Source organism: Pseudomonas wenzhouensis, from assembly GCF_021029445.1.
In the GTDB taxonomy this organism is placed as follows: Bacteria; Pseudomonadota; Gammaproteobacteria; order Pseudomonadales; family Pseudomonadaceae; genus Aquipseudomonas; species Aquipseudomonas wenzhouensis.
On record NZ_CP072610.1, the window covers coordinates 1,025,186 to 1,048,085 of the forward strand.

Here is a 22,900-nt window from a genome sequence, read left to right on the forward strand (position 1 = left end):
AGAGGGGAGCTCACTGCGTATGCCTCCGATGAACAAGGACGTAGCCCGGAAGCAATCCGGGGTCTAGATGACCCGGATTGCATCCGGGCTACGAACAGCTCAGTGTGCGGCGCCGGCGGCTACTGCATCGCTACGGCCGTACACGTCTTCCAGACGTTCGATGTCGTCCTCGCCCAGGTAGGTGCCGGACTGCACCTCGATGATTTCCAGCGGGATCTTGCCCGGGTTGGCCAGGCGGTGCACCGAGGTCATCGGGATGTAGCAGGACTGGTTTTCGGTGAGCAGGAACTCTTTGTCGTCACAGGTGACCTTGGCCGTGCCGGAGACCACGATCCAGTGCTCGGCGCGGTGGTGGTGCATCTGCAAGGAGAGCTGCGCACCCGGCTTGACGGTGATGTGCTTGACCTGGAAACGGCCGCCCATGTCCACCGAGTCGTACGAGCCCCATGGGCGGTACACCTCGCAGTGGTTCTGGGTCTCGCTGCGGCCCTGCTGGTCGAGCTTGCTGACCAGCTTCTTGACGTCCTGCACGCGGTCCTTGTGCGCCACCATCATGGCGTCCTTGGTTTCCACCACGACTATGTCTTCCAGCCCGAGTACCGAGACCAGCTTGCCGTTGCCGTGGATCAGGCAGTTGCGGCTGTCCTCGACCACCACGTCGCCCTTGGTGACGTTGCCGGCTTCGTCCTTGTCGTGCACTTCCCAGATCGACGACCAGCTGCCGACATCGTTCCAGCCGGCGGCCAGCGGTACCACGCAGGCGCGGCTGGTCTTTTCCATCACCGCGTAATCGATGGAGTTGTCCGGGCAGCAGGCGAAGGTGGCCGGGTCGATGGCGACCTGCGTGCCGTCGCGCTGGCTTCGCTCCAGGGCGAGCAGGCAGGTGTCGTAGATGTCCACGTCATGATGCTTGAGTTCTTCGAGGAAGCGGCTGGCGCGGAACAGGAACATGCCGCTGTTCCAGTAATAATCGCCGCTCTTCACGTACTCGGTGGCACGCTGGGCGTCGGGCTTCTCGACGAAGCTGGCGACGCGCGCCACGCCATCGGGCAGGGTGCCGTCGACCTGGCTGCGGATATAGCCGTAGCCGGTTTCCGGACGATCGGCCGGGACACCGAACAGCACCATCTCGCCTTTCTCGGCAGCCACGGTAGCCAGTGCCAGGGCCTGGCGGAACGCCTGCTGGTCGTCCAGTACGTGATCGGCCGGCAGCACCAGCATCAGCTCGTCACGGCCTTCGGCGACCAGCTGCAGGGCGGCCATGGCCACTGCCGGTGCGGTATTGCGGCCGAAGGGCTCGAGCAGCAGCATCTGCGCCTGTTGGCCGATCTGTTCCAGCTGCTCGAGCACGATGAAGCGGTGCTCCTGGTTGGCTACCAGCACCGGCGGCTGCATGCCTTCGAAGGACAGACGCTGCAGGGTCTGCTGGAACAGGGTTTGTTCGCCGGTCAGGGCGAGGAACTGCTTGGGATACAGCTTGCGCGAAAGAGGCCAGAGTCGGGAGCCGCTGCCACCGGAAAGGATGATGGGGGTCATGATGTGTATCTCCTTAACGTTCATTACGAGATGGATGCCCGTGTCGTGTCGGTGCGGCGTGTGCCCGCCGTTTTCCTTGTTCTTGAGAATCTCTTCACTGCATCAACCGTCGATGGGGCGCTTGACCCACACCGGCGAATACTTGCCCTGACCGCCAGTGACGAACAGGCTGACCACTTCGCCGCGCTCCAGAGTGACCGGCTTCAGGTCGGCGACCTTGCGCTCACCGTCGAACAGCGCCAGGCCGACCTTGACCGGGTTGATCTCGCGGTCGCCACGACCGTCCGGCTTCACGTCGGCGACCACGGCGGTCTTGCCGTCAGCGGTCTTCACGCTCAGGGTGCTATCGGTCAGGTTCTGCACGCGCAGCAGCGCTTTCTGGCGGCTGGTGAAGGGCGGCTCCTCGACCAGGCGCGGCTTGTCGCCGGTCTGGCTGACCAGGGTGTAGTAATGCTCGGGTTCCAGGTCCACCGGCATCTGCGAGTTGCCTACCTGGGCCTGATAGCTGCCGGCCGGAAGGAACTTGAAGTCGCTCGAACCCAGCGGCGAGATCTGCTTGAGCTGGGTCTGTCCGACGCTGACATCGAGTTCGGCGCTGCTGGCGTTGTAGGCGCGGACGAAGGCCGAACCCTTGGGTGCCTTGGGACCGTAGAGGGCGCCGTCATCGGCCTGCGCCTGGAACATGCCAAGGCCCAGAGCCAGGGCGCAGGCGCCCAGGGTGAAGCGGCGTAGGGTGTTTTGAGTGTTCATCGGATAGTCCTCCTTGGGGGATGAATCAGTGACTGGCAGCAGCCAGCCCCTGGCGCTCGCCGTCGTCTTTGAGTGCGGCGAGCCATTGCGGGTCGAAATCGGTGAAATCGCTGGTCATCGGCAGGTAGCGCTCGGGGAACTCCCAGATCACCAGTTGCGGTGGGTTGTTCTCGAAGTCCTCGCTCTGCAGGTACTTGAGCATCGGCACCAGCGGCCCACCGCCTTCCTCGGCGTGATTGGCCAGGTCGCGTTGCAGGTGTTCACGCAGGGCACCGGCGAAATTCCAGGCCGGGTTGGCGCTGTAGCTGGTGCCGACCAGGGTCACCGGCAGGTCGCTGTCGCCGAACAGGTCGTCGCCGCCACCTTCGGCGGCATGGGTTTCGCGTTGCTGCAGGCGGTCGGCCTGCGGCATCAGACTCTCGAACAGCGGGGCCAGCGGCAGGAAGCGGGTCAGGTCGCCCTGGTGCGCGCGGGTTTCCACGGTTTCGGTGACGAACTGCTGCGGCTCGCCGCGCAGCTGCATGGCGCTGCGCACCACCTCGCTCAGGGCGCGGGCGGTGACGTCGGCGCCTTCCGGCGTCCAGTGGGTGTCGGTGCGCAGGAACATCGGCGCCTCATTCTTGGCCGCCTGCAGCGGTTCGAGCAGGTCCGGTGCGGCGATCCCTGCACTGCGCACCGCACGATGAAAGCGCGGGTACAGGCTGCGTTGCAGGGCGCTGGGGCGATGGCTGCCGGTGTGCTCCGGGTACAGGCGGGTCTTGGCCGGGACGATGGCCAGCAGCAGCTGGATATCGCGTTCTTCCAGCTGGCGCTGCACGCCGCGGATCAACGCCAGGTTGTCGCGCATCTGGCGCTGGCCGTCGGCCTGCGGAGCGAATTCCTCGTCCGAGTACAGCCAGCCGTCCTGGCCGATCACCAGGCCGCTGCGGCCCTCACCGAACACCAGGTATTCCACGGCTGCCCAGAGGTTGATGCCGGCCTGCTTGAGCGGGAAGTTCTCGTCGTAGTGACGCTCGATGCTCTTGGCCAGGCCGCCGTCGAGCACGCTCGGCTGCGCCGGCATCTGGTAGTCGGCGAGCTTGCTCAGGGCAAGCACGCTGACCGGCAACAGCAGCAGGGCGAACAGCACGACGTAGAGGGTCTTAAAGGAGCGATTCATTCTCGGCCTCCGCTCAGAACTGGAAGTAGAGGAAGGGGGAGTAGCTCTGCGCCGAGAGCTTGAGCAGCGAGGCGCAGAACAACAGCAGTAGCGCACCGCGCACGGCCACCATGCGCAGGTCGATGGCCTGCAGGGCCACCCCGGCGCTGGCCAGGGTCAGCCCCGGCTCATGATGGCGGCTGGCAAGGAACTGGCGGGCGCCGTTGACGGCGATCACCACCCAGGCCAGCGCCAGAGTCGCCATCTGCAAACCGGTGATGTGCGCCAGGGTCAGCTCGCTCAGGTGCCAGTCAGCAAAGCTGAACAGGGCGGCGTACATGCGCCCGGCCACCTCAAGGTTCTCGGCGCGGAAGATCACCCAGCCGAGCATCACCAGCAGCAGGGTGAAGGCCCATTTCAGCGGGTTGAATACAGTCGGTGCGGCTTTCACCCCCAGCGCGCGTTCGATGGCCAGCCAGGTGCCGTGCCAGGCGCCCCAGATCAGGAAGGTCCAGTTGGCGCCGTGCCAGAAACCGCCCAGCAGCATGGTCAGGAACAGGTTGCGGTAGGTGTTGAAGGTGCCGTGGCGGTTGCCGCCCAGCGGCACGTACAGGTAGTCGCGCAACCAGGTGGACAGACTGATGTGCCAGCGCCGCCAGAATTCGGTGATCGACTGGCTGATGTAGGGCTGGTTGAAGTTCTCCATGAAGCGAAAGCCCATCATCAGGCCCAGGCCGATGGCCATGTCGCTGTAGCCGGAGAAGTCGAAATACAGCTGCGCGGTGTAGGCGATCATGCCCAGCCAGGCGTCGCCGGTGCTGGGGTTTTCCAGAGCGAAGCAATGGTCCACCAGCGGCGCCAGGCTGTCGGCGATGAACACCTTCTTGACGAAGCCCTGCATGAAGCGTGTGGCGCCTTCGCTGAACTTGTCGATGCTGTGGGTGCGGTCGGTGAACTGGTCGGCCAGGTCCTTGTAGCGCAGCACGGGGCCGGCGATCAGTTGCGGGAACAGGGCGATAAAGGCGGCGAAGTTGATCAGGTTGTGCGTCGGTTCGGTGTCACGCCGGTACACGTCGATCAGGTAGCTGATCGACTGGAAAATGTAGAAGGAGATACCGATCGGCAGGATCACCGCCGTGAGGACGAAGGGCTCCATCCCCATCGACTCGAGCACCGCATTGATATTGGCCACGCCGAAGTTGGCGTACTTGAAGTAACCCAGCGTGGCCAGGTTGCCGATGACCCCGGCCACCACCCAGCGGCGCGCCGCCTGGGTGCCGGCGTGGGCATGAATGCGCAGGGCGAAGACGTAGTTCCACAGTGTCACGGCGGCGAACAGCAGAAGGAAGTCCACCCGCCACCAGGCGTAGAAGGTGTAGCTGCCGATCAGGATCAGCAGATTGCGTCCGCGATTCGGGCACAGGTAATACAGGCCGAGGAAGATCGGCAGGAACAGAAACAAAAAGACGTTGGATGAAAAGACCATCCGTGCTTCTCCGTGAACAGCCGGGGCAGCGCCCCCCTTTCCCCCCGCGAACGGAGGGTTTGTTTGTTACGTCCCGTAGGAGCCGATTCATCCGCGAAAATCGCGGCTAAAGCCGCTCCTACGGTTTTTCGAACACCTGGGTCACCTCGCCACCGAGGCGGAAGCTGTTGAACGGCCCCTTCTCCTGGTTCAGTTCGCGGGTTTCCTCATTGCAGGCGTAGAGGCTGCAGTAGGGCGCCAGCCAGGCGTACTTGAAGTCCTTGCGCAGCTCGCTCATGTCCTGCTTGGCACCGGTGCGCTGGGCGAATGCGGCCGGGTCGCGTGCGCCTTGCAGCACCCGTTCGGCCAGGCGCTGCAGTGCGCCGTGGTTCTCGCCGCGCAGATCCACTTCGTTGGCCTTGGCGAACGCGGCGATCATCGCCAGCGGTGGCAACGCATAGTTGTGGTAAGCCAGGGCGCGCTGGCTGCGGCGCATTTCGTTGGCCAGATAACCTTCGTCATCGACCTGATTGGCAGCGATGCGGAACTGGCCCACGGACCAGTCGAACAGGTCGCGACGATCACTGATCACCGCCACCGCCATCACCGACCAGGCGGCCCAGTAGCTGTGGTTGTTGATCTTGCGTAGCGGCAGATCGCTCCACTCGCGCACCGTGTGTTCGGCCAGCCGGGTGAACCAGGCTTCGATGCGCGCACTCTGCTGCGGGTATTGCGCCAGCGGCTGCGACTCGGAAAACTTCAGGCGCAGCCAGGCGCCAGCCAGGCTGCCGAGCGCCCATTTGCGCATCGACTTGCCGGTGTGGTTGAACTGCTCGGATTCCAGCGCATCGGCGCTGGCCCAGCGGTCCAGCCATTCGATGGCGCATTCCAGGCGCTCAGGCTGACCGGTACGCATGTAGCCGGTGATCATCCGCCCGGCTTCCTTTTCCAGGCGGACGATGTGAGCGGTCTGCTGGCGGAAGTTATTCTCCGCCTTGCGGTTGAGCGTGGCGCGCGCGCTGTCGGAGCCGGCGTACTTGCTGGTGAACTGCAGCTCACCGGTGTACGGCTCTGGTACTGCGGGGCAGGCGGGCGCCTTGCCGTCGCGCTGGCCCACGGCGGCGTAATAGCCCGCCGGCGGGTGCAGTTCGGCGAAGGCCGGGCCGCTGAGCAGCACGGCTATCAGGGTGAAGGGAGCGAGTCGTTTGGGCATGCTTGCCTCCTCAGTCGTTCGCACTGTGCTGCGCGACTTGTTGGCTGGCCCCGCTTGGGCGCTGGCACAGGCTGGCCTGGACTTTCAGGTCGTCATCGCTGTCTTCGGGCTTCTCGATTTCCAGAGCGAAGAAGTTCTGATCACCCCAGCCCGGCTCGTCGCGCAACTCCACGGCGAAGCGGCCGTCGGTATTGACGGTATTGGGTTTTTCCAGCTTGAGCTGCTCGCGACGACCGTTGAGGTACCAGATGGTGGCGTCGACGCGCTTGACCGACGGGTCGCTGAAACGCAGGTCCAGCTGGTGGCGGTTGCCGGGTAGGGTCAGCAGCTTGTTCTCGCCATTGACCAGTATTTCGTTGCTGCCCGGATGCAGGCGTTTCTCGCTGGCGAGCAGCTCGGTCTGGCCGCTGCAGCCGTTGTTCAGGGTGGCCATCAACTGACGGTGAATCTTGTCCGAGGCCAGGTCGTAGAGCGGCGAAAACTCCCAGATGAGGATTTTCGGTGGGTCGTTCTGGAAGGCATCGCTGGCCAGATACTCGAGCATCGCGCCTTCCAGGCCGCCACCGGGGAAGGCGGCATTGAGCACGTCGGTGCCCAGGTATTGTTCGAGGAAGCCGCCGAAGTTGTAGTTCTTGCCGCTGTGGCTGGTGCCGACCAGGGTGATCTTAGGGCTGCTGTCGTCGCCGAACAGCGCGTCGCCATCGCTGGCGTCCTTCGGTTCGGTGACGAACTGGTCGACGTATTGCACCGCATAGCCGCTGCCGCACAGCTGGCTGGCGACGTTCTGCATGGTGCCGGTCTTGCCCATCAGGCCGACGCGCTCGGTGACGAACTCCTTGCGCGGTATATCTTCGAAGCCGGGGATGCGCTTGACCGTCTCGGCCACCAGGCTTGCGGTGCGCTCGGCACCGTAGGGCGTCCAGTGCTGGTCACGGCGGAAGTAGAACTCCTTGTCGCTGTCCTCGTCGGTCAGCGGCGTCAGGTCCGGTACCCAGATACCCAGCTGTTCGAAGCGGGTCAGCGCCTGGCGGTAGTTGCGCAGCGCCTTGTCGTAGTCGAAGCGCTGGTAGTCGGCCGGGCGCAGCTTGCTGCGATTGACCAGGCCGCGGGTCGGTTGATAGACCACCACCAGTTCCACGCCGCGCTGCTTGAGGCCGTCGCGCAGTTCCTTGAGGCGCTGGTAGCCGACTTCGCTGGTGCCGAACTCGGTGCGCAGGTCTTCGACACTGCGGAACAGCCAGCCCTCGTCGGCATCCATCAGGGTGACGAAGTTCTTCATGTAGTTGGTGGTGTAACGGCTGGCGTCGTGCGCAGCCGGGCACAGCGAGCAGCAATCTTCCACCTGGTATTGCGACGCCTGGCGCTCTTCGGCCTGCAGCGCGCTGCCGAATGCGGCGCACGTCACTGCCAGGGCCAGGGTCTTGAATTTGTATGCAGTCATGGGAGGCCTCGTCAGTTGGTCATCGGCTCGGGCTCGATCGGATCGATCAGCACGGGCAGGCGCTGGCGCACCATGAGGTCAAGGATTTCGTCCTGTTTCTCGCCGAGGATGCCGGCGAGCTGGATGCCGCTGCTCTTGCGCGGGGCAAGCATCTTCACGCGGTACAGCTCGACCGACAGCGGCGAGTCGATGTTGATCGGGCTGGAGCCGTTACCGGCCAAAGTGCCGCCGACGATGATCATCGAGATCTTGGTATCGAACGGGTCGAGGTCCAGGTCGCGGTCGGTGTCGGACAGGTCCTTGATGTGGCCATACACGCCGGTGAGCTGGTTCATCGCCGAGAGGTTGTCGTAGAGGCGGATGTTCTCGCTGTTGCGGATGCGGATGCCGTGGCGCTGATTGCGCAGCACCTGGTTGCCCCACAGCAGATTGTCGCCGCTCTCGTACAGGGTGATGCCGTCGGCGTGGTTGCCGTGCACACGGTTGTAGGCGATCAGGTTGCGCTCGCTGTTACGGTCGATCACCACCCCGGAGAGCTTGTTGTCGTAGCTCTCGTTGTTGATGATCCAGCTGTCGTTGACCTCGCGCGAGATGATGATGCCGTGCTTCTTCTTGGTGCCGAATACGGTGTTCTCGGCGATGATCAGGCCGTGCGAACGGTCGTGCGGGTCAATGCCGTAGACGATGTTGTCGCGGTAGGTGTTGCCCTTGATCACCACGTTCTGCGCTTCGTAGCAGTAGAAGCCGTACCAGTGGTCGACGAACTCGGAATCGATCAGCCAGCCGGTCGGCTCGTCGCGCTTGAGGCGCTCGTGCATGTTCGGCGTGTACTGGGTGATCGACACCCCGTACGACTTGGAGTTGTCGTAGCCCAGGCTGGTCAGCACGCTGCCGGCGATGTACAGCTCGCTGCCGCCCCAGGACACCAGGAACGGGCGGAACTCCTTGCCGTTGTCGCGCATGCTCGCCGGGCCGTTGTCGGCCTCGCGCCAGGCGGTGACGCGGGTGTCGGTGAGGAACATCAGGCCATCGTTGACCAGAAACGCGCCGCGCTCCTGCGACAGGCGCAGTTCGCGGGTTTCCTTGCCGACGTGCAGCGCCGCGCCTTCTGCCACGACGATGGGCAGGCGTGCCAGGTACACGCCCGGCTCCTGCTCGGCGAACTGGCTGTCGGGCAGCGCCTTGGCGATGTCCTGGGCGGTGATCAGGCCACCTTCGATGAAGATCGCCTGGGGCATGCCCTGCTGGCGCTTGATCCATTCGCGCAGGCGTTCGTTGCCGCCGGTAAAGTCCTTCAGCGCGTCCTGACGCAGCATGCGCCGCACCACCACCTGGCCGCGTTGTTCGCGCGGAATCTTGGCCAGCACGGCCTCCTTGGTGTAGCCGGACAGGTCCGGCAACTTGGGCGCTTCCATATGCAGTTCGTCAGCCGGTGCGCTGCGCACGCGGTAGTCGAACTGGTGCTGCGTCGGGTTGGCCTGGGCCAGCGGCACCGTGAGGCACAGCGCGCCGAGCAGCAGGGGTAGGGCTAAGCCGTTGGGTTGCATGATCCGATCCCTCAGAAGCGCCAGATGAAGTCGACGAAGGCGCGGTGCATCACCGAGTCGGTGCCGCTGCCGTAGGCGTCGCCTGGCAGGAACACGCCGGCGCGCAGGCGTACCAGGGCCGAGCGATCATCCAGCTGTTCGGCGACCGTGGCCGGCAGCAGGCCCTGCTTGAAGTAGCGGGTCAGCACCAGGTCGACTTCCTGGCCGATGTCTTTCTCGCCCGTCACCAACGGCGCGGTGATGCCGCTGTCGCCGACGTCCTGGTCGCCATCGACACGCCAGAAGCGGTGATAGACGACGCTGGCGTCGTAGTCCTGGCCCAGCTGCCAGGAGCTGAACGCGCTGGCCACCTGCAGGTTCGACAGTTCGCCGCGGAAGGCTTCGCCGTAGCGGTGCAGGCGCGATTCGACGCCGGTGAAGTTGGCACGGTTGCTCTGCAGACCGGTCTGCATGAACTGGCGCGACTTGCCGTCGTTGCCGCCGCCACTGCCACGGGCGTAGGCGGCGCCGATCTTCCAGTTGTCGTCGAGGCTGTAGCGCAGGCCCAGGTCCATGGCCCAGGCGTCGACGTCCTGGCTGCGCGAGCCGGTGGCGATGCGGTCGCTGCCGACCACCTGCTGCTGCAGCTGGTCGGTATCGCCCTTGAGCCAGGTCATCTGTGCCCAGTAGTTGAGGCGATTGCGCGAGTTGCGCTCGAAGAAGCCGCCGTCGACGTGCACGCCGAACCAGGTCAGGTCGCCGGTGTAGCGCTTGCTCAGCTCGTCGACGCGCTCGCCGGCGTTCGGCAGGCTGCCGTCGTCGCGGCTGTGGTGCAGCTTGGCGCCGATGCGATGGCCGGGCGTCCACTGGTAGTCGAGACCGGCGAAGTAATGGCGACGGTCTTCGTCTTCCGGGGCGAGGTCGTCGAGGTCGGTGCGGTATTCGGAGAAGCGCTCGGCGACGCCGGCAGTGGCTTGCAGCAGGGTGGTGTCGAAGCGCCAGTTGACCGCTTCGATGTTGGTGTCCCACCAGGTGCCCTCATTGCTGCGCAGGCGCTGACGGCCGACTCGCAGGTGCTCACCGGGGTAGGCGGTGAGGCCGGCGTAGTCGACCCAGAACTCGCGCATGGCCAGGTAGCTCTTGTCCGGCTGGCGGGCGTCGCTGCGCTGGGCGCTGTCTTCGCCGTCGTCCTGCAGCGGGTCGGTTTCGATGGTGTCGGTGGCAGTGACCGCCTGGCCCATGGCGAAGGCGCCCCAGTCGCCGCGCTCGCCGTAGACCCAGGGGCGCAGGTCGAGACCGATACCGTTGACGTCGCCACCCTTGCGGGTGCCGAGGTCGCGGTCGTCTTCCGATTGCGCGGTGATTTTCACATCCAGACCGAAGTTCTTCGGTGCATCCGCCGCCCAGGCAGCGCTGGCTGCCAGCAGGCTGGCGCTAAGGCCAAGCTGAGTGACGATACGGTTCAACTGCATGCGTGCATCCTTGTTCATGGCTGGGTGACCTGCAGGGCGGCCTGCTGCTGCAGGACGATGCCGCGGGCATCGCGTTCCTCGCGCAGCAGGCGTTGGCCTTCGGCCAGTTGCGCCGGGGTCAGGCTCGCTTCCACCTCATGCGCCAGCTCGAAGGTCGGCGGCGTATTGCGTGGCAGGGCCAGTTGGCTGAATACATAGGCATTGACCGGGTTGGGCTTGACCCCGCGGCCCTGGCTGAACATCTGCGCCAGGGCGAAGTCGGCGCTGAGCTGGCCGGCGCGTGCGGCGCTGAGCAGATGATCCAGCGCCTGCTGGGCGTAGACCTCGCCGAGGTAGCCGCGCAGGTAGATCTGCCCCAGGTAGTAGTTGGCGCTGGGCTCGCTGGGTGCGGCCTTGCGCAGGTGCTCCTCGGCCTTCTTCGGCTGCTGCGGCAGCAGCTTGCCCTCGTAGTACAGGCGCCCGAGCAGCAGTTCGGCGCGCGGCAGGGCCGCCTCGCGACCCTTCTCCAGATAGCCGAGCAAGGTGTCGATATCACCTTGGCCCGGATAGTCGTAGAGCAAACTCGCGAGGCTGACCCAGGCGGCCGGGTAGTTCGGCGCGATGGTTTCCAGCAGATCCTGAGCGAGCTGCGGTTGCGGCTGGCCCAGCTCGGGGTCGCTGAGTACCTGGGCCACGGACTCGACCTGGTTGGGCGAGACGCTGCCAGCGCGGTAGCCCGCCAGCAGCTGATCGATCAGCGCCTGGCGATCGTCTTCGCGGTTCTGCTTCTGGTACACGGTGGCCAGCTCGGCGTAGCAGGCGTCGTTGCTGGCCAGGCGTGCCTGGCAGATGCGCTCGATCTCGCCCAGGTGCTGGTCGTAGGTGCCATCGGTGCGATACAGAAGGATCTGTGCCAGTTCCGCCTGCGGCAGACCCTGCTGGCGCCAGTCCTGGATACGTTGCGCGATGTTCATGGCGGGGAAGTCCTGTGGATAGAACAGGTAGAGTTCGGTCAGCGGCAGCAGCGCGCTTGGCTCGCGAGCCTGGGCTGCGCTTTCCAGCAGTTCGGCGGCCTCGCGGCGTTCGGCCAGGGTGCTGCCGGGCTTGCGCGCCAGCAGCTTGCCCAGGCGCGCCTTGGCGCGTGGCGATCCATCCATGGCCTGGCGATAGATGCGCTCGGCCTCATCCAGATCCTGGCTCTGGCCATTGGCGGCGTAGATATCGGCCAGGCCGATCTGCGCATCGCTGTAGCCCATCTCGGCGAGCTGGCGGAAATGCCACTCGGCGGTCTGCTGGTCGCCGCTCTGCAGGGCTTCGCGGGCCAGGCGCTGGTCCGGCAGGCCGGCGCAGCCGGCCAGCGTGGCGCTGACGGCGAGGCCGAGCAGGGCAGGGCGAAGAAGGGGCATGCTCACGGCGACCTCCGTAGGGTCTGTTGATGTTTCATCGCGAGTCGCGTTGCTACGCCAAATGTCGCCAGGCAAGGCGTGGAGCGCCGGTAATGGTCGCCCCCTTGCCAAGCTCCGCAACGCAGCCTGGCGACATTTGCCGCGCAACCCGGAAGGGCCGGGCCAGTTTTTGCGCGGCGCTGCGTTATTCGTCGTTCATTTGGAATAACCAAACTTCTCTCCTCATGCCTTGCTCCGCGCAAAAACTGGCTCCGGCGCGGCCGCGATTAAACGTCAACAGACCCTATCGACCTGCCGCGACGGCGCGATCAACCAGCCAGCCCAGCGACGGACCACGGTCGATGACCACGTCCACCGGTTGCCCGGCGAGGCTGGCCGGCAGGGTGTCCTGCGGCTTGATCACCACGCGGATGTCCGAGCTCAGGCCGCCGTCATGCAGGGCGCTGCTGACGATCTCGCCGTGACGCGCCTGGTCTTCGCCGGCCACCTTGAAGGTCACCGGGGTACCGGGGCGTGCCTGTTCCAGGTGGCGGTAGGGGAAGCTGGCACTGACGGTAGCCACGCCGTCCTGCGGCACCAGTTCGAAGATCACGTCGCCCTTGCTGGCGAACTGACCGTCGGCCACCAGTTGGTGGGCGATCTTGCAGTTGCACGGGCTGGTCAGGGTGCCCTGCATCTCGCGGGCGAAGAGCGCTTCGATCTGGCTCGGTTCGAGCTGATCGTCGCCCAGGTGGCCCTTGAGCATTTCCAGCATGCTGGTGGTGAAGGTGGCGATCGGTGCGCCCTTTTCCACGATACTGTCGGGTTGAACCAAGGCCTGCACGCTGCCTTCGCGCGGCATGGTGACCTGCAGTGCCGGCAGGCTGATCTGCGCCGACTGGGCGTGGGTGACGAAGTACAGGCCGTAGATCGACTTGCCGATGTAACCGAAGGCGGCCAGACCGATCACGAAGATCGCGGCGCTGAAGGTGACGGCGCGCAGGCGGCCGAACATGCCCATGCCACCGCCGGCGCCGTTCTTGCGCGCCTTGGTGAAGTTGTCGCGCTGCAGGATATGCAGCACCTCGCCGACGTTGACCAGCTCACCGGCCAGGTGGGCGCTGATCAGGTGGCGCAGGGCGGCAGCTTCGCGTGCGCCGAGGCCGTGGAACTGGCAGCCGATGCGGTTGTGCTCCGGCTGTACCGAGTTGACCTGGAACTCGACGTCCAGACCCAGCACCAGGCTGTCGAGCTGGAACTGCAGTTGGCCGCGATGGAAGTCCCCGACCTTGTGCGAGGTCTTTTCGTTGGTGAAGCTGAAGCCGCCGGCAGAGATGTCCTGCAGGCGCGCATCGATGCGCTCGCCCTTGGCATTGGTGAAGCGCAAACGGCCTGGCAGCTTGACACGGGCGTGCTGGCGCTGGGCCTCGGACTCATGGACGACGTTGTGATTGGCGACGGAGTTCATGGTGGCTAATTCCTATTCGAGTAGGGTCATACCAGCGCCAGCAGCGCGGCGATGAAGACGGAGGCAGCAGAGAAAGTCATGGCACGCGACGACCAGCTGTTGAACCAGTTGGCGAAGCTGGACAGGCCGCGGTTGAGCTTGGTGTTCTGGCGCGTCCAGGACTGTTGGTCGAGGCGGAAGAACACGTAGATCTTCACCATGGCCCCGACGATCTGGTTGTAATAGAGCAGCGCCGGGTAGGCCGGGCCGATGCGATGCCCGGAGAGCATCAGCAGCAGAGTCAGGATCAGCCGCGTGGTGCCGATCCACAGCAGGTAGATCAGCAGATACATCACGCTGTACTTGAGGCTGGCGATGATCGCCACGCACAGGCCCAGCAGGCAGGTCCACATCGACACGCGCTGGTCGAACAACACCAGGGTGGTGAAGGCGCCGAGGCGACCCAGGCCCAGGCGCAGGGCGCGCGAATTCTGCCGCAGGTTGTTGCCATACCAGCGGAACATCAGCTTGCGGCTGGCCTTGATGAAGCTCTTCTCCGGCGGGTGCTCGACCGTGTTGATGGCGGCGTCCGGCACGTAGAAGGTGTCGTAGCCCAGGCGCATCAGGCTGTACCAGCTGGACTTGTCGTCACCGGTGAGGAACTGGAAACGACCCAGGCGCCAGTGCTCGAGGTGGTCGGCTTCGACGTCGCGGATGAACTCCGGATCGGTCACCACGCTGGCGCGGAACACCGACATGCGCCCGGTCATGGTCAGCACGCGCTTGGAGAGCGCCATCGAGCACATGTTGAGGTGGCGCTGGGCGAAGCGCAGCTTATGCCATTCGCTCATCAGGTAGCTGCCGCGTACCTCGCAGAACTCGTTGGTGGTCAGCCCGCCGACATTAGGGAAGAGCTTGAACCAGGGCACGCATTTACGGACCACTTCAGGTTCGAGCACGGTGTCGCCGTCGATCACCGCCACCACCGCATCGCGGTCCGGCATCTGCCGGGAAATGGCGCGGAAACCGTGGGCCAGGCCGTCACGTTTGCCGGTGCCGGGAATGCGCACGATGTCCAGGGTAACGTGCGCCGGCGGTTCGGCCTGAGTCCAGAGGTTCTTGATCAGCAGCTCATCGGAGAGCTCGACGATCGAGCACACCACCGTGGTCGGGTAGCCGCAGTCGATCGCTTCGCGAATCACCGAGCGGTAGACCATGGCAGTGGTCAGTGCCTCGATGCGAAAGCTGGTGACCAGCAGGAACACATGAGAGGGGTCGGCGTCCTTGCCGAGTTTTGTAACCTTGCGGCGGTACCAGGGGTACACCAGGTAAAGGAACAGGCAGCCACGCACGAAGTGCATGGCACCCATGGAATAACGCCAGATGCCGACTATGCCGATCAGCAGCAGGAAGTGTCGCGAGTCGGGATCGAACACCGACCGCGGCAGCGCCAGCGCCAGGAGCATCAGCAAGCTGAGATAGAGCATCCAGCCACTGGCTTGGTTGAGGCCGTTCTTGAGCTTGTCCATTTGCGTCTCCGCATACCTGCACGCGCTGGGCGTGCAGGTACGCTCGGGCCTTACCAGCAGATGCCTTCGGCCACGCCATTGCTGGCGTGGGGCATGAAACCGACCAGGTCGATCACGCGTTTGCCACTCGGTGCCTGCTTGGCCAGTTGGGCGAAGCGCTCGTCGCTGTTGCCCAGGACGATGATGTCGGCCTTCGCCACCACATCGTCCAGGTCGCTGTTGAGCAGCGAGGAAACGTGCGGGATCTTCGACTCGATGTAGTCCTTGTTGGCGCCGTGGACGCGGGCATACTCGACGTTGCGGTCGTAGATGCTCAGGTCGAAGCCCTTGCCGATCAGCATCTCGGCCAGCTCCACCTGCGGGCTTTCACGCAGGTCATCGGTGCCGGCCTTGAAGCTCAGGCCGAGCAGGGCGACCTTGCGCGAATCATGACTGGCGATGATGTCGAAGGCCTTCTGCACCTGGGCGGCGTTGCTGCGCATCAGCGAGCCGATCAGCGGGGCTTCCACGTCCAGGCTGCTGGCGCGGTAGTTCAGCGCACGCACGTCCTTGGGCAGGCAGGAGCCGCCGAAGGCGAAGCCGGGCTTCATGTAGTACTTGGACAGGTTCAGCTTGTGGTCCTGGCAGACCACGTCCATCACCTCGCGGCCGTCGACGCCGACCGCCTTGGCGATGTTGCCGATCTCGTTGGCGAAGGTGACCTTGGCCGCGTGCCAGACGTTGCAGGTGTACTTGATCATCTCGGCGACTTCGATGTCCTTGCGGATGATAGGCGCGTCCAGCTCGCTGTAGATGCTTTCCAGCAGGTCGCCGGAGGCCTTGTCCAGCTCACCGATGACGGTCATCGGCGGGAAGTCGTAGTCCTTGATCGCGGTGCTTTCACGCAGGAACTCGGGGTTCACCGCCAGGCCGAAATCGACGCCGGCCTTCTTGCCCGAGCAGTCTTCGAGAATCGGCAGCACGACGTTCTTGGCAGTTCCCGGCAGCACGGTGCTGCGTACCACCACGGTGTGGCGCTCGTTCTTGTCGCGCATGGCCATGCCGATCTCGCGGCACACGCCTTCGATGTAGTTCAGCTCCAGGTCGCCGTTCTTCTTGCTCGGGGTGCCGACGCAGATGAACGACACATCGCTCTCCAGAACGGCAGCGGCGACGTCGGTGGTGCCACGCAGACGACCCTGACGCAGGCCCTGTTGTAGCAGTTCTTCCAGGCCCGGCTCGACGATGGGCGATTTGCCGTTGTTGATCAGGTCGATCTTGTTCGCGGAGATATCCACGCCAATCACGTCGTGACCCCGTGCCGACAAACAGCCGGCACAAACGGCACCCACATAACCTAAACCGAAGATACTGATTCGCATGGTATTCACCTCGTCCGTTCGATGCAGTTTCAAATACTGGCCTTTTGGCCAAAACTAGTCGGGGAACTTGCTTTTCAAATAAGAGCAAGTTCATTCAGGCATGAGTAGAGAGTGGTGCCTGAATTGGCACCGAGTGCGGGCCTTTATATATAAGGTTGCCCTTTGATGTTGTCGCTTTAACCTCGTGCGAGGCCTCTGTTTCGGTACTCTTGCAGGTTGTTTGGGTCTCCCTTTGAACTACACAAACTTTTCTCTGGGCGAAGCTGTCTGGCGGAAGTCAATCCGCTATCAGGCAGGTTCAGTTGACGGAAAGTTATGTGTTGAAATGTGTTACGGGCTGTATGAGTGGCGGCACTTTCGGATAGTTCCTACCGTTCGTCCTGAAGCTGAACCGGAGCTGAACGGCTAATTTGATCGCAATATAGTGGCAAGTTGCAAAATGCATGATGGCACTCGGCGAGTTAACTAACGCGAAACTATCCGATAACTAAGTGACGTAATAAGTTCTGCAGGAAGTGCGATCGCGCTGAAACTGTGATGCCAAGCAGGTTTTTGAGAATCAAACGCAACGGCGAGGGAATTTTTGCCAGGCGCAGCGCTCGGCGCGCAGCGAGGCGACAGGTGGGATGCGGAAAGGGGAGGTAGGGTGTCGTTCAGTGCAGCGGTCGAACCCATGCAGTAACCGATGAGCGGTGCATGGGTTCGATCGGTTTGGCGATCAGTCCTGCGGTTGGTCGCGCAGGAAAACCAGGCTATCCGACTTGGAATGCTCGGCCGAGTAACGGTAGCCCTGATAGTTGAAATCCTTCAGGCCTTCGGGGTTGCTCAGGCGTTCCTTGATCACGTAGCGCGCCATCAGGCCACGGGCCTTCTTGGCATAGAAGCTGATGATCTTGTACTGGCCGTTCTTCAGGTCCTTGAACTCAGTATCGATGATGCGCGCGTTCAACGCCTTGCGCTTGACCGCGCCGAAGTATTCGTTGGATGCCAGGTTGAGCAGTACGTCGTCGCCTTGGGCGGCCAGTGCCTCGTTCAGCCAGCCACTGATGTGCTCACCCCAGAAGGCGTACAGGTCCTTGCCGCGGCCGTTGGCCAGCTTGGTGCCCATTTCCAGGCGATACGCCTGCATCAGATCCAGCGGGCGCAGCACGCCGTACAGGCCCGACAGCATGCGCAGGTGGGCCTGGGCAAAGTCGAAATCGTCTTCGGAGAAATCCTCGGCATTCAGCCCGGTGTAGACGTCACCCTTGAATGCGAGCAGTGCCTGCTTGGCGTTGGATGGGTTGAATGGTCGCTCCCAGCTGCCGAAGCGAGCGGCGTTGAGGCCGGCGAGCTTGTCCGACAGGCCCATCAGCTCGGCGATCTGCGCCGGGCTGAAGTCGCGCAGCTGCTCGATCAGCTCCTGGGCGTGGTCGAGGTGTTCGGGTTGGGTGAAGCGCGGGGTGGCGGGCGGGGTCTCGTAGTCGAGGGTCTTGGCCGGTGAAATCACCATCAGCATGTGCAAGGTCTCCAGAAAGCGTGACGGCGATTCTAGAGGCCAGGGATCGGCAAGACTACCTATCGGGGCGATTGAGCAACGCATGGTAGGCACGAGCTCTGCTCGCGAAGCGCTCGCGGGCAATTGAGCACAGGCGGAGCGTCGCCTGCACCTGATTGGCGCGTCGTGCTGCAAGAGGGGGCGGGTAAGCCAAGCGGGTTGAAGCAGGTAGGACTTCCGACTGTAACGGGGCGCCAGCGGCACGCCAAGCGTTATCTGTCGCCCGTGCAAATAAACCTGCATGCCGAGAAAAAACGTTTTTCTGTCATGTGAATTGGAGTAATAAAAAAGCAAGACCGCCGAAACCTGCAGACAGGTGGCGGCCATTGGCCCTCACCTTGCTTGCCACCTTTCGGCCCCGATCTGAAAAATCGGCGGTCTCTGTCCGGCGCAGCACCGCTCTGGTATTGCGTCGCCTGGCTACTACAAGAAGGTGACCGAGTATGGATGACCACGGACGCTCCAAGCCCACCGCTCCAACCCTCTACGCCCTCGACACCAATGTTCTGATTCACGATCCCAACGCCTTGCTCAACTTCGAAGAACACCACGTCGCCATCCCGATGACGGTGTTGGAGGAACTCGACAAACTGAAATCTGGCAAGCATGGCGTCGCTGCCGAATGCCGCCAGGCCATCCGCCTGATCGATCAGATTCTCGCTGGCGCCGAACCTGAGGACGTCGAATACGGCGTGCCCATCCAGCGCGGCAAGAGTGGCCCCTGCGGGCGTCTTTCCATCCTCATGAGCAAAAGTGCGGCGCCGGTCACCTGGCTGCCGGAAACCCTCAATGACAACAAGATCATCAATCAGTTGGTGGAACTGAAGTCGCGTAACCCCGGCCTGTCCGTGGTGCTGGTGACCAAGGACATCAACATGCGCCTGAAGGCGCGCGCCTGTGGCATCGACGCCGAGGACTACCACACCGATCAGTTGGTCGACGATGTGTCGCTGCTGTCCAAGGGCTATCACGACATGCCCGGCTCGTTCTGGGATCGGGTGAGCAAGGTCGACACCCGGCAGGATCATGGCCGCACCTGGCATCGGGTACAGCTCAGCGAAAACCTGCCGGCGGTGCATATCAACGAGTTCATCCTCGATGAACAGGGCTTCGTCGGCTGGATCAAGGCGGTCAAGGGCGATGAACTGGTGATCCTCGACATGCACCAGGAACCACTGCTGCACCAGGAAGCCTGGGGCCTGAAACCGCGCGATATCCACCAGGCACTGGCGTTGTTCGCCTTGCTCGACCCGGACATTCACCTGGTCAACCTCTCCGGCGCTGCCGGCTCCGGCAAGACCATCCTGGCGTTGGCAGCCGCCATCGAGCAGACCATGGTCAGCAAGCGCTACCGGCGCATTATCGCCACCCGTAGCGTGCAGGGGCTGGATCAGGAAATCGGCTTTCTGCCCGGCACCGAAGCCGAGAAGATGGAGCCCTGGCTCGGCGCCATTACCGACAACCTCGAAGCGCTGCATATGGAGGACGAGAGCACTCACGGCAGTGTCGACTACATCCTGCAGAAGGTGCCCCTGCAGTTCAAATCCCTCAACTACATCCGCGGGCGCAGCTTCCAGCAGAGCCTGATCCTCATCGACGAGTGTCAGAACCTCACCCCGCACCAGATGAAAACCATCATCACCCGTGCCGGCAGCGGCTCGAAAGTGGTGTGCCTGGGCAACCTGGCGCAGATCGATACGCCCTACCTGTCGGCGCCCAGCTCGGGCCTGACCTACCTCACCGAACGCTTCAAGGACTTCCCGCACGGCGTGCACATTACCCTGCAAGGCGTCCCGCGCTCGATCCTCGCGGAGTACGCGGAAACCCATATGTAGCCTACCTGGCTCCCCTCTCCCGCTTGCGGGAGAGGGGCAGGGGGAGAGGGCTGAAAATGTCGAGAGCCCGCTAGTTCTCGTCTCTCCGAACGGGGCCTGCCATAACCCTCGGCTTTGGCATCCTGCGTCGCTCTACCTCCTGCATCCATGCAGCCCGCAGCCCGGATGAAGTCCGGGATTTTTGTCGCCGTGGCCCCGGATTTCATCCGGGCTACGAAATCCTGACCTGCAGGTTTACAATCGGCCGATTCCCGTCTGGAGCTTTCCCGTGCTGACCCACCTCGATTCCCAAGGCCGCGCGCACATGGTCGACGTCACCGACAAGGCGACCACCTTCCGTGAAGCCACCGCCGAAGCGCGCGTGCGCATGCTGCCCGCCACCCTGCAGATGATCGTCGCCGGCGAGCATCCCAAGGGCGACGTATTTGCCGTGGCGCGCATTGCCGGTATCCAGGCCGCGAAGAAAACCAGCGATCTGATCCCCCTGTGCCACCCGCTGATGCTCACCGGCGTCAAGGTCGAGCTGCGCGCCGAAGGCGACGACAGCGTGCATATCACCGCGCGCTGCAAACTGTCCGGGCAAACCGGTGTCGAGATGGAGGCACTGACCGCTGCCAGCGTCGCCGCGCTGACTATTTATGACATGTGCAAGGCCGTGGATCGCGGCATGGTCATCGAGCAGGTGCGTCTGCTGGAAAAGCTCGGCGGCAAGAGTGGCCATTACAAGCTGGAGGAACAGGCATGATCCGCGTGCAGTATTTCGCCCGCTACCGCGAAGCCCTGGGCCGTGACGATGAACAACTGAGCGGCGACTTCGCCACCCTCGACGATTTGCGCCTGCATCTGGTTGCCCGTGGCGGCGAGTGGGAAGTGCTGGGCGAGCAGAACCTGATGTGCGCCCGTAACCAGGAACTGTGCAGCCTCGACGAATCACTGGCCGAAGGCGATGAAGTCGCTTTCTTCCCCACCGTCACCGGCGGTTGATACAGGTGTAGGAGCGGCCGTGCGGCGTTCCGCTTCAACCCTGTAGGGTGGGCCGGGCGGCGCTCCGCTTCAGCCCACCAATCACCCGCTGATCGTCCTTGACCACAGCCCCATCAAACGAGACGCCCATGACCATCCGCGTACAAAGCCAACCCTTCGACCCCGGCGCCGAGCTCAACGCCCTGCATGCTGCCAACCTCGGTATCGGCGCTGTGGTCACCTTCGTCGGCTACGTGCGCGACTTCAATGAGGGCCGCGAAGTCGGCGGCATGTTCCTCGAACACTTCCCCGGCATGACCGAAAAGGCTCTGGCCAGGATCGCCGAAGAGGCGCGTGAGCGCTGGCCGCTGCTGGGCATCGAGATCATCCACCGCATTGGCCGCCTGGAGCCGGGCGAGCCCATCGTCTTCGTCGGCACCAGTAGCGCCCACCGGCAGGCCGCGTTCGATGCCTGCAACTTCATCATGGATTACCTGAAGACCCGCGCGCCGTTCTGGAAGAAGGAAGACACCGCCGAAGGCCCGCGCTGGGTCGAGGGCCGCAGCAGCGACCAGAGCGCCGCCGAGCGTTGGCAGCGCCCGTAGGGAGTGCCGCGCATACCGGTTTTCGTAATTCCTCGTACGGTGGATAACCGCACACCGCGCACTCTTCGATACCGTTCGGTGCGCATGGCGCACCCTACGATGCTAAAGCCGCCTCGGCGTGGCGCCATCAACCGTTTGGTGGGTTACGCGGCGCACTGCTTGAAGGCCGGTATTCTGCGTTGCCGGCTTTAGTTGCCGCGAAAGCCACATCACGCGTAGGAGCTGGCTTGCCAGCGATGCTTCAAGCGGATCGCCAATAAGCTGGCTCCTATGTATGGACTCGCCCCCACTGTCAAACCTGCTTTTCAACACTGCTACCCGGCTGCATCTATGTATCAGGCCTATTCGAGGAAGCTGTCATCAGCTTCTGGCCAACATTGTGTGAGCTTGCGGTATGCCTATTACATTCAGACCTCGAAGGCCAGTAGGAGCCAAGGCATCAATCCGCAACGGTCTTACCTGGGGTCAATGTTTTCTAGCAGAGGTTGGAGCGACTTCGCGCCCCGGTGGCAGAACTCGGTGGATCAGTGACTCATTTCCGCCTACCTGTCATTAACTGGCTGGCGTTGATAAGTCTGTTCATTCTGTAGCAGCACCCAGGCGATCCGTAGGTTGCGGTTGGCTAACCTCACCGCCGCCTCTTTGCGCCCCAGGCGACTCAGCCAGCCCAGCAAGCGGCGATCATCCGGTTGCTGCGAATCAGGCCGTAGTTGTCGGAGGACCGCATGCGCGCCCTGGATCATCAGGCTGCGCATGTAGCCATCGCCTCGCTTGCTCATCTTGCCCAGGCGGATCTTTTCTCCGCTGCTGTGCTGATCAGGCACCATGCCGAAGTAAGCCGCATATAAGCGGGCATTGGCGAAACGTTCAGGTTCGGTTTGCTTGGCCAGCAGCGCGGTGGCGATGATCGGGCCGACTCCGCGCACCGTCATCAGTCGTTTCGCGGTCTTGTCCGCGTTCGCAGCAGCTTCCAAGCGCCCGCTCAAGACGTTGATGCGTTCGCCCAATTGCCGCCATTCACCCAGCAATTCGTCGATCAACTCCCGCAGTATCTCCGGCAGTGGCTGCGTTGCATCTTCCAGCACCCTCGGTATCACGTGGCTGATAGCCGCATCGCCTTGCGCCAGAGCCACGCCGTGCTCCAGCAGCAAACCGCGCATCTGATTACTCATCGCCGTACGCCGACGCACATAACCCTGCCGAGCGCGATGCAGCGCCTGCATGGCCAGCGAGGCAGCGCTTTTGATGGGCACGGCTGAAATCTTGCTATCGCGACCGGCGCGCAAGATCGACAGGGCATCGTTACGATCATTCTTCGCACCGCTGCGGTGACCCTCGACGAGACGAGCCGGAAGAATCCGCGCCAGGTTGCCTTGCCCCTGTAGCTGCCGTGCCCACGCCTGAGCACCTGGGCCAGTTTCAACCAGCACGACGACACTCGGCGGCAACTTGCACAGAAACTCGTAGAACGCCTCACGCGACTTGATCCGCGCCTCGTAACGCACCTGACCAAGAACGTCTTCTCCCGCCACCTGAAAGACCCGCTTGGCAAGATCGACTGCCACTGTCGTGCAGGCCGATAGATCGTTTAAGGCCTGGGATTGATTAGTTGCTGTATGCTTTTTCATGGACTCGCCCTCGCTGCCGTTGGCTTCTTAGACTGCCACCGTGGCGCATTGACGCCTCGGCGTGGGCGAGTCCATGTAATTACAAGGGAG

Annotated in this window: 18 protein-coding genes; 4 read left to right on the plus strand and 14 right to left on the minus strand. The window is 63.4% G+C overall.

Annotation, left to right across the window (positions count from 1 at the left end; translation table 11 throughout):
- Window positions 1-99 precede the first annotated feature (99 nt).
- The 13 genes from J7655_RS04645 to yaaA all read right to left on the minus strand — a co-directional run bounded on the left by J7655_RS04645 (window position 100) and on the right by yaaA (window position 17,740).
- Window positions 100-1,536: a mannose-1-phosphate guanylyltransferase/mannose-6-phosphate isomerase gene (locus tag J7655_RS04645; RefSeq protein ID WP_090336992.1), complete on the minus strand. Its 1,437-nt coding sequence runs from the start codon at window positions 1,534-1,536 to the stop codon at window positions 100-102.
- Window positions 1,537-1,638: 102 nt separating this feature from the next.
- Window positions 1,639-2,286, minus strand: coding sequence for an alginate O-acetyltransferase AlgF (locus tag J7655_RS04650; protein WP_230926779.1), 648 nt, complete (start codon window positions 2,284-2,286; stop codon window positions 1,639-1,641).
- Window positions 2,287-2,311: 25 nt separating this feature from the next.
- Complete coding sequence (locus J7655_RS04655; protein WP_230926780.1) at window positions 2,312-3,445, minus strand: alginate O-acetyltransferase; 1,134 nt, start codon at window positions 3,443-3,445, stop codon at window positions 2,312-2,314.
- A 13-nt stretch (window positions 3,446-3,458) separates the two neighbouring features.
- Window positions 3,459-4,910, minus strand: coding sequence for an MBOAT family O-acyltransferase (locus tag J7655_RS04660; RefSeq protein ID WP_230926781.1), 1,452 nt, complete (start codon window positions 4,908-4,910; stop codon window positions 3,459-3,461).
- Between the two features lie 118 nt (window positions 4,911-5,028).
- Window positions 5,029-6,102: a mannuronate-specific alginate lyase gene (locus J7655_RS04665; RefSeq protein ID WP_230926782.1), complete on the minus strand. Its 1,074-nt coding sequence runs from the start codon at window positions 6,100-6,102 to the stop codon at window positions 5,029-5,031.
- 10 nt (window positions 6,103-6,112) lie between these two features.
- The gene (locus J7655_RS04670) at window positions 6,113-7,543 is read right to left on the minus strand and encodes an alginate O-acetyltransferase (RefSeq protein WP_230926783.1); all 1,431 of its coding nucleotides are present in this window, start codon (window positions 7,541-7,543) and stop codon (window positions 6,113-6,115) included.
- Window positions 7,544-7,554: 11 nt separating this feature from the next.
- Window positions 7,555-9,090: a mannuronan 5-epimerase AlgG gene (algG, locus tag J7655_RS04675; RefSeq protein ID WP_230926784.1), complete on the minus strand. Its 1,536-nt coding sequence runs from the start codon at window positions 9,088-9,090 to the stop codon at window positions 7,555-7,557.
- Between the two features lie 11 nt (window positions 9,091-9,101).
- The gene (locus J7655_RS04680) at window positions 9,102-10,541 is read right to left on the minus strand and encodes an alginate export family protein (RefSeq protein ID WP_230927669.1); all 1,440 of its coding nucleotides are present in this window, start codon (window positions 10,539-10,541) and stop codon (window positions 9,102-9,104) included.
- 14 nt (window positions 10,542-10,555) lie between these two features.
- The gene (gene algK, locus J7655_RS04685; RefSeq protein WP_275948853.1) at window positions 10,556-11,932 is read right to left on the minus strand and encodes an alginate biosynthesis TPR repeat lipoprotein AlgK; all 1,377 of its coding nucleotides are present in this window, start codon (window positions 11,930-11,932) and stop codon (window positions 10,556-10,558) included.
- 277 nt (window positions 11,933-12,209) lie between these two features.
- Window positions 12,210-13,373: an alginate biosynthesis protein Alg44 gene (locus tag J7655_RS04690; RefSeq protein WP_230926786.1), complete on the minus strand. Its 1,164-nt coding sequence runs from the start codon at window positions 13,371-13,373 to the stop codon at window positions 12,210-12,212.
- Between the two features lie 26 nt (window positions 13,374-13,399).
- On the minus strand, window positions 13,400-14,881 hold the full coding sequence (gene alg8, locus J7655_RS04695; RefSeq protein WP_230926787.1) for a mannuronan synthase: 1,482 nt from the start codon (window positions 14,879-14,881) through the stop codon (window positions 13,400-13,402).
- 50 nt (window positions 14,882-14,931) lie between these two features.
- Window positions 14,932-16,242 carry a GDP-mannose 6-dehydrogenase gene (gene algD, locus J7655_RS04700; protein ID WP_161865049.1) on the minus strand — a complete coding sequence of 437 codons (1,311 nt, stop codon included), beginning with the start codon at window positions 16,240-16,242 and terminating at the stop codon, window positions 14,932-14,934.
- A 718-nt stretch (window positions 16,243-16,960) separates the two neighbouring features.
- Window positions 16,961-17,740: a peroxide stress protein YaaA gene (yaaA, locus tag J7655_RS04705; RefSeq protein WP_230926788.1), complete on the minus strand. Its 780-nt coding sequence runs from the start codon at window positions 17,738-17,740 to the stop codon at window positions 16,961-16,963.
- Between the two features lie 482 nt (window positions 17,741-18,222).
- On the opposite strand from yaaA, the gene J7655_RS04710 reads away from it, so the two are divergent.
- The 4 genes from J7655_RS04710 (at window position 18,223) to moaE (ending at window position 21,182) form a co-directional block, all read left to right on the plus strand.
- Window positions 18,223-19,614, plus strand: a complete 1,392-nt coding sequence (locus tag J7655_RS04710; RefSeq protein ID WP_230926789.1) for a PhoH family protein — start codon at window positions 18,223-18,225, stop codon at window positions 19,612-19,614.
- A gap of 268 nt (window positions 19,615-19,882) precedes the next feature.
- A complete protein-coding gene (moaC, locus tag J7655_RS04715) occupies window positions 19,883-20,359 on the plus strand; it encodes a cyclic pyranopterin monophosphate synthase MoaC (protein WP_003459465.1) in 477 nt (158 codons plus the stop codon).
- Window positions 20,356-20,598: a MoaD/ThiS family protein gene (locus tag J7655_RS04720; RefSeq protein WP_230926790.1), complete on the plus strand. Its 243-nt coding sequence runs from the start codon at window positions 20,356-20,358 to the stop codon at window positions 20,596-20,598. The genes moaC and J7655_RS04720 overlap by 4 nt, the downstream gene beginning before the upstream one ends.
- Before the next feature lie 128 nt (window positions 20,599-20,726).
- Window positions 20,727-21,182, plus strand: a complete 456-nt coding sequence (moaE, locus tag J7655_RS04725; protein ID WP_230926791.1) for a molybdopterin synthase catalytic subunit MoaE — start codon at window positions 20,727-20,729, stop codon at window positions 21,180-21,182.
- 542 nt (window positions 21,183-21,724) lie between these two features.
- Here moaE and J7655_RS04730 read toward each other — a convergent pair.
- Window positions 21,725-22,810 (minus strand): IS110 family RNA-guided transposase, encoded by a 1,086-nt coding sequence (locus J7655_RS04730; RefSeq protein WP_230926792.1) that lies wholly within the window; start codon window positions 22,808-22,810, stop codon window positions 21,725-21,727.
- Between the last annotated feature and the right edge of the window lie 90 nt (window positions 22,811-22,900).

Bases quoted from the DNA above. Each gene is read 5' to 3' on its own strand.
- moaE (WP_230926791.1), top strand. From the start codon at position 20,727: ATGACCATCCGCGTACAAAGCCAACCCTTCGACCCCGGCGCCGAGCTC.
- J7655_RS04710 (WP_230926789.1), top strand. From the start codon at position 18,223: ATGGATGACCACGGACGCTCCAAGCCCACCGCTCCAACCCTCTACGCC.
- J7655_RS04690 (WP_230926786.1), bottom strand. From the start codon at position 13,373: ATGAACTCCGTCGCCAATCACAACGTCGTCCATGAGTCCGAGGCCCAG.
- J7655_RS04720 (WP_230926790.1), top strand. From the start codon at position 20,356: ATGATCCGCGTGCAGTATTTCGCCCGCTACCGCGAAGCCCTGGGCCGT.
- J7655_RS04645 (WP_090336992.1), bottom strand. From the start codon at position 1,536: ATGACCCCCATCATCCTTTCCGGTGGCAGCGGCTCCCGACTCTGGCCT.
- J7655_RS04665 (WP_230926782.1), bottom strand. From the start codon at position 6,102: ATGCCCAAACGACTCGCTCCCTTCACCCTGATAGCCGTGCTGCTCAGC.
- J7655_RS04655 (WP_230926780.1), bottom strand. From the start codon at position 3,445: ATGAATCGCTCCTTTAAGACCCTCTACGTCGTGCTGTTCGCCCTGCTG.
- alg8 (WP_230926787.1), bottom strand. From the start codon at position 14,881: ATGGACAAGCTCAAGAACGGCCTCAACCAAGCCAGTGGCTGGATGCTC.
- J7655_RS04670 (WP_230926783.1), bottom strand. From the start codon at position 7,543: ATGACTGCATACAAATTCAAGACCCTGGCCCTGGCAGTGACGTGCGCC.
- J7655_RS04680 (WP_230927669.1), bottom strand. From the start codon at position 10,541: ATGCAGTTGAACCGTATCGTCACTCAGCTTGGCCTTAGCGCCAGCCTG.
- algG (WP_230926784.1), bottom strand. From the start codon at position 9,090: ATGCAACCCAACGGCTTAGCCCTACCCCTGCTGCTCGGCGCGCTGTGC.
- yaaA (WP_230926788.1), bottom strand. From the start codon at position 17,740: ATGCTGATGGTGATTTCACCGGCCAAGACCCTCGACTACGAGACCCCG.
- J7655_RS04660 (WP_230926781.1), bottom strand. From the start codon at position 4,910: ATGGTCTTTTCATCCAACGTCTTTTTGTTTCTGTTCCTGCCGATCTTC.
- algD (WP_161865049.1), bottom strand. From the start codon at position 16,242: ATGCGAATCAGTATCTTCGGTTTAGGTTATGTGGGTGCCGTTTGTGCC.
- J7655_RS04730 (WP_230926792.1), bottom strand. From the start codon at position 22,810: ATGAAAAAGCATACAGCAACTAATCAATCCCAGGCCTTAAACGATCTA.
- J7655_RS04650 (WP_230926779.1), bottom strand. From the start codon at position 2,286: ATGAACACTCAAAACACCCTACGCCGCTTCACCCTGGGCGCCTGCGCC.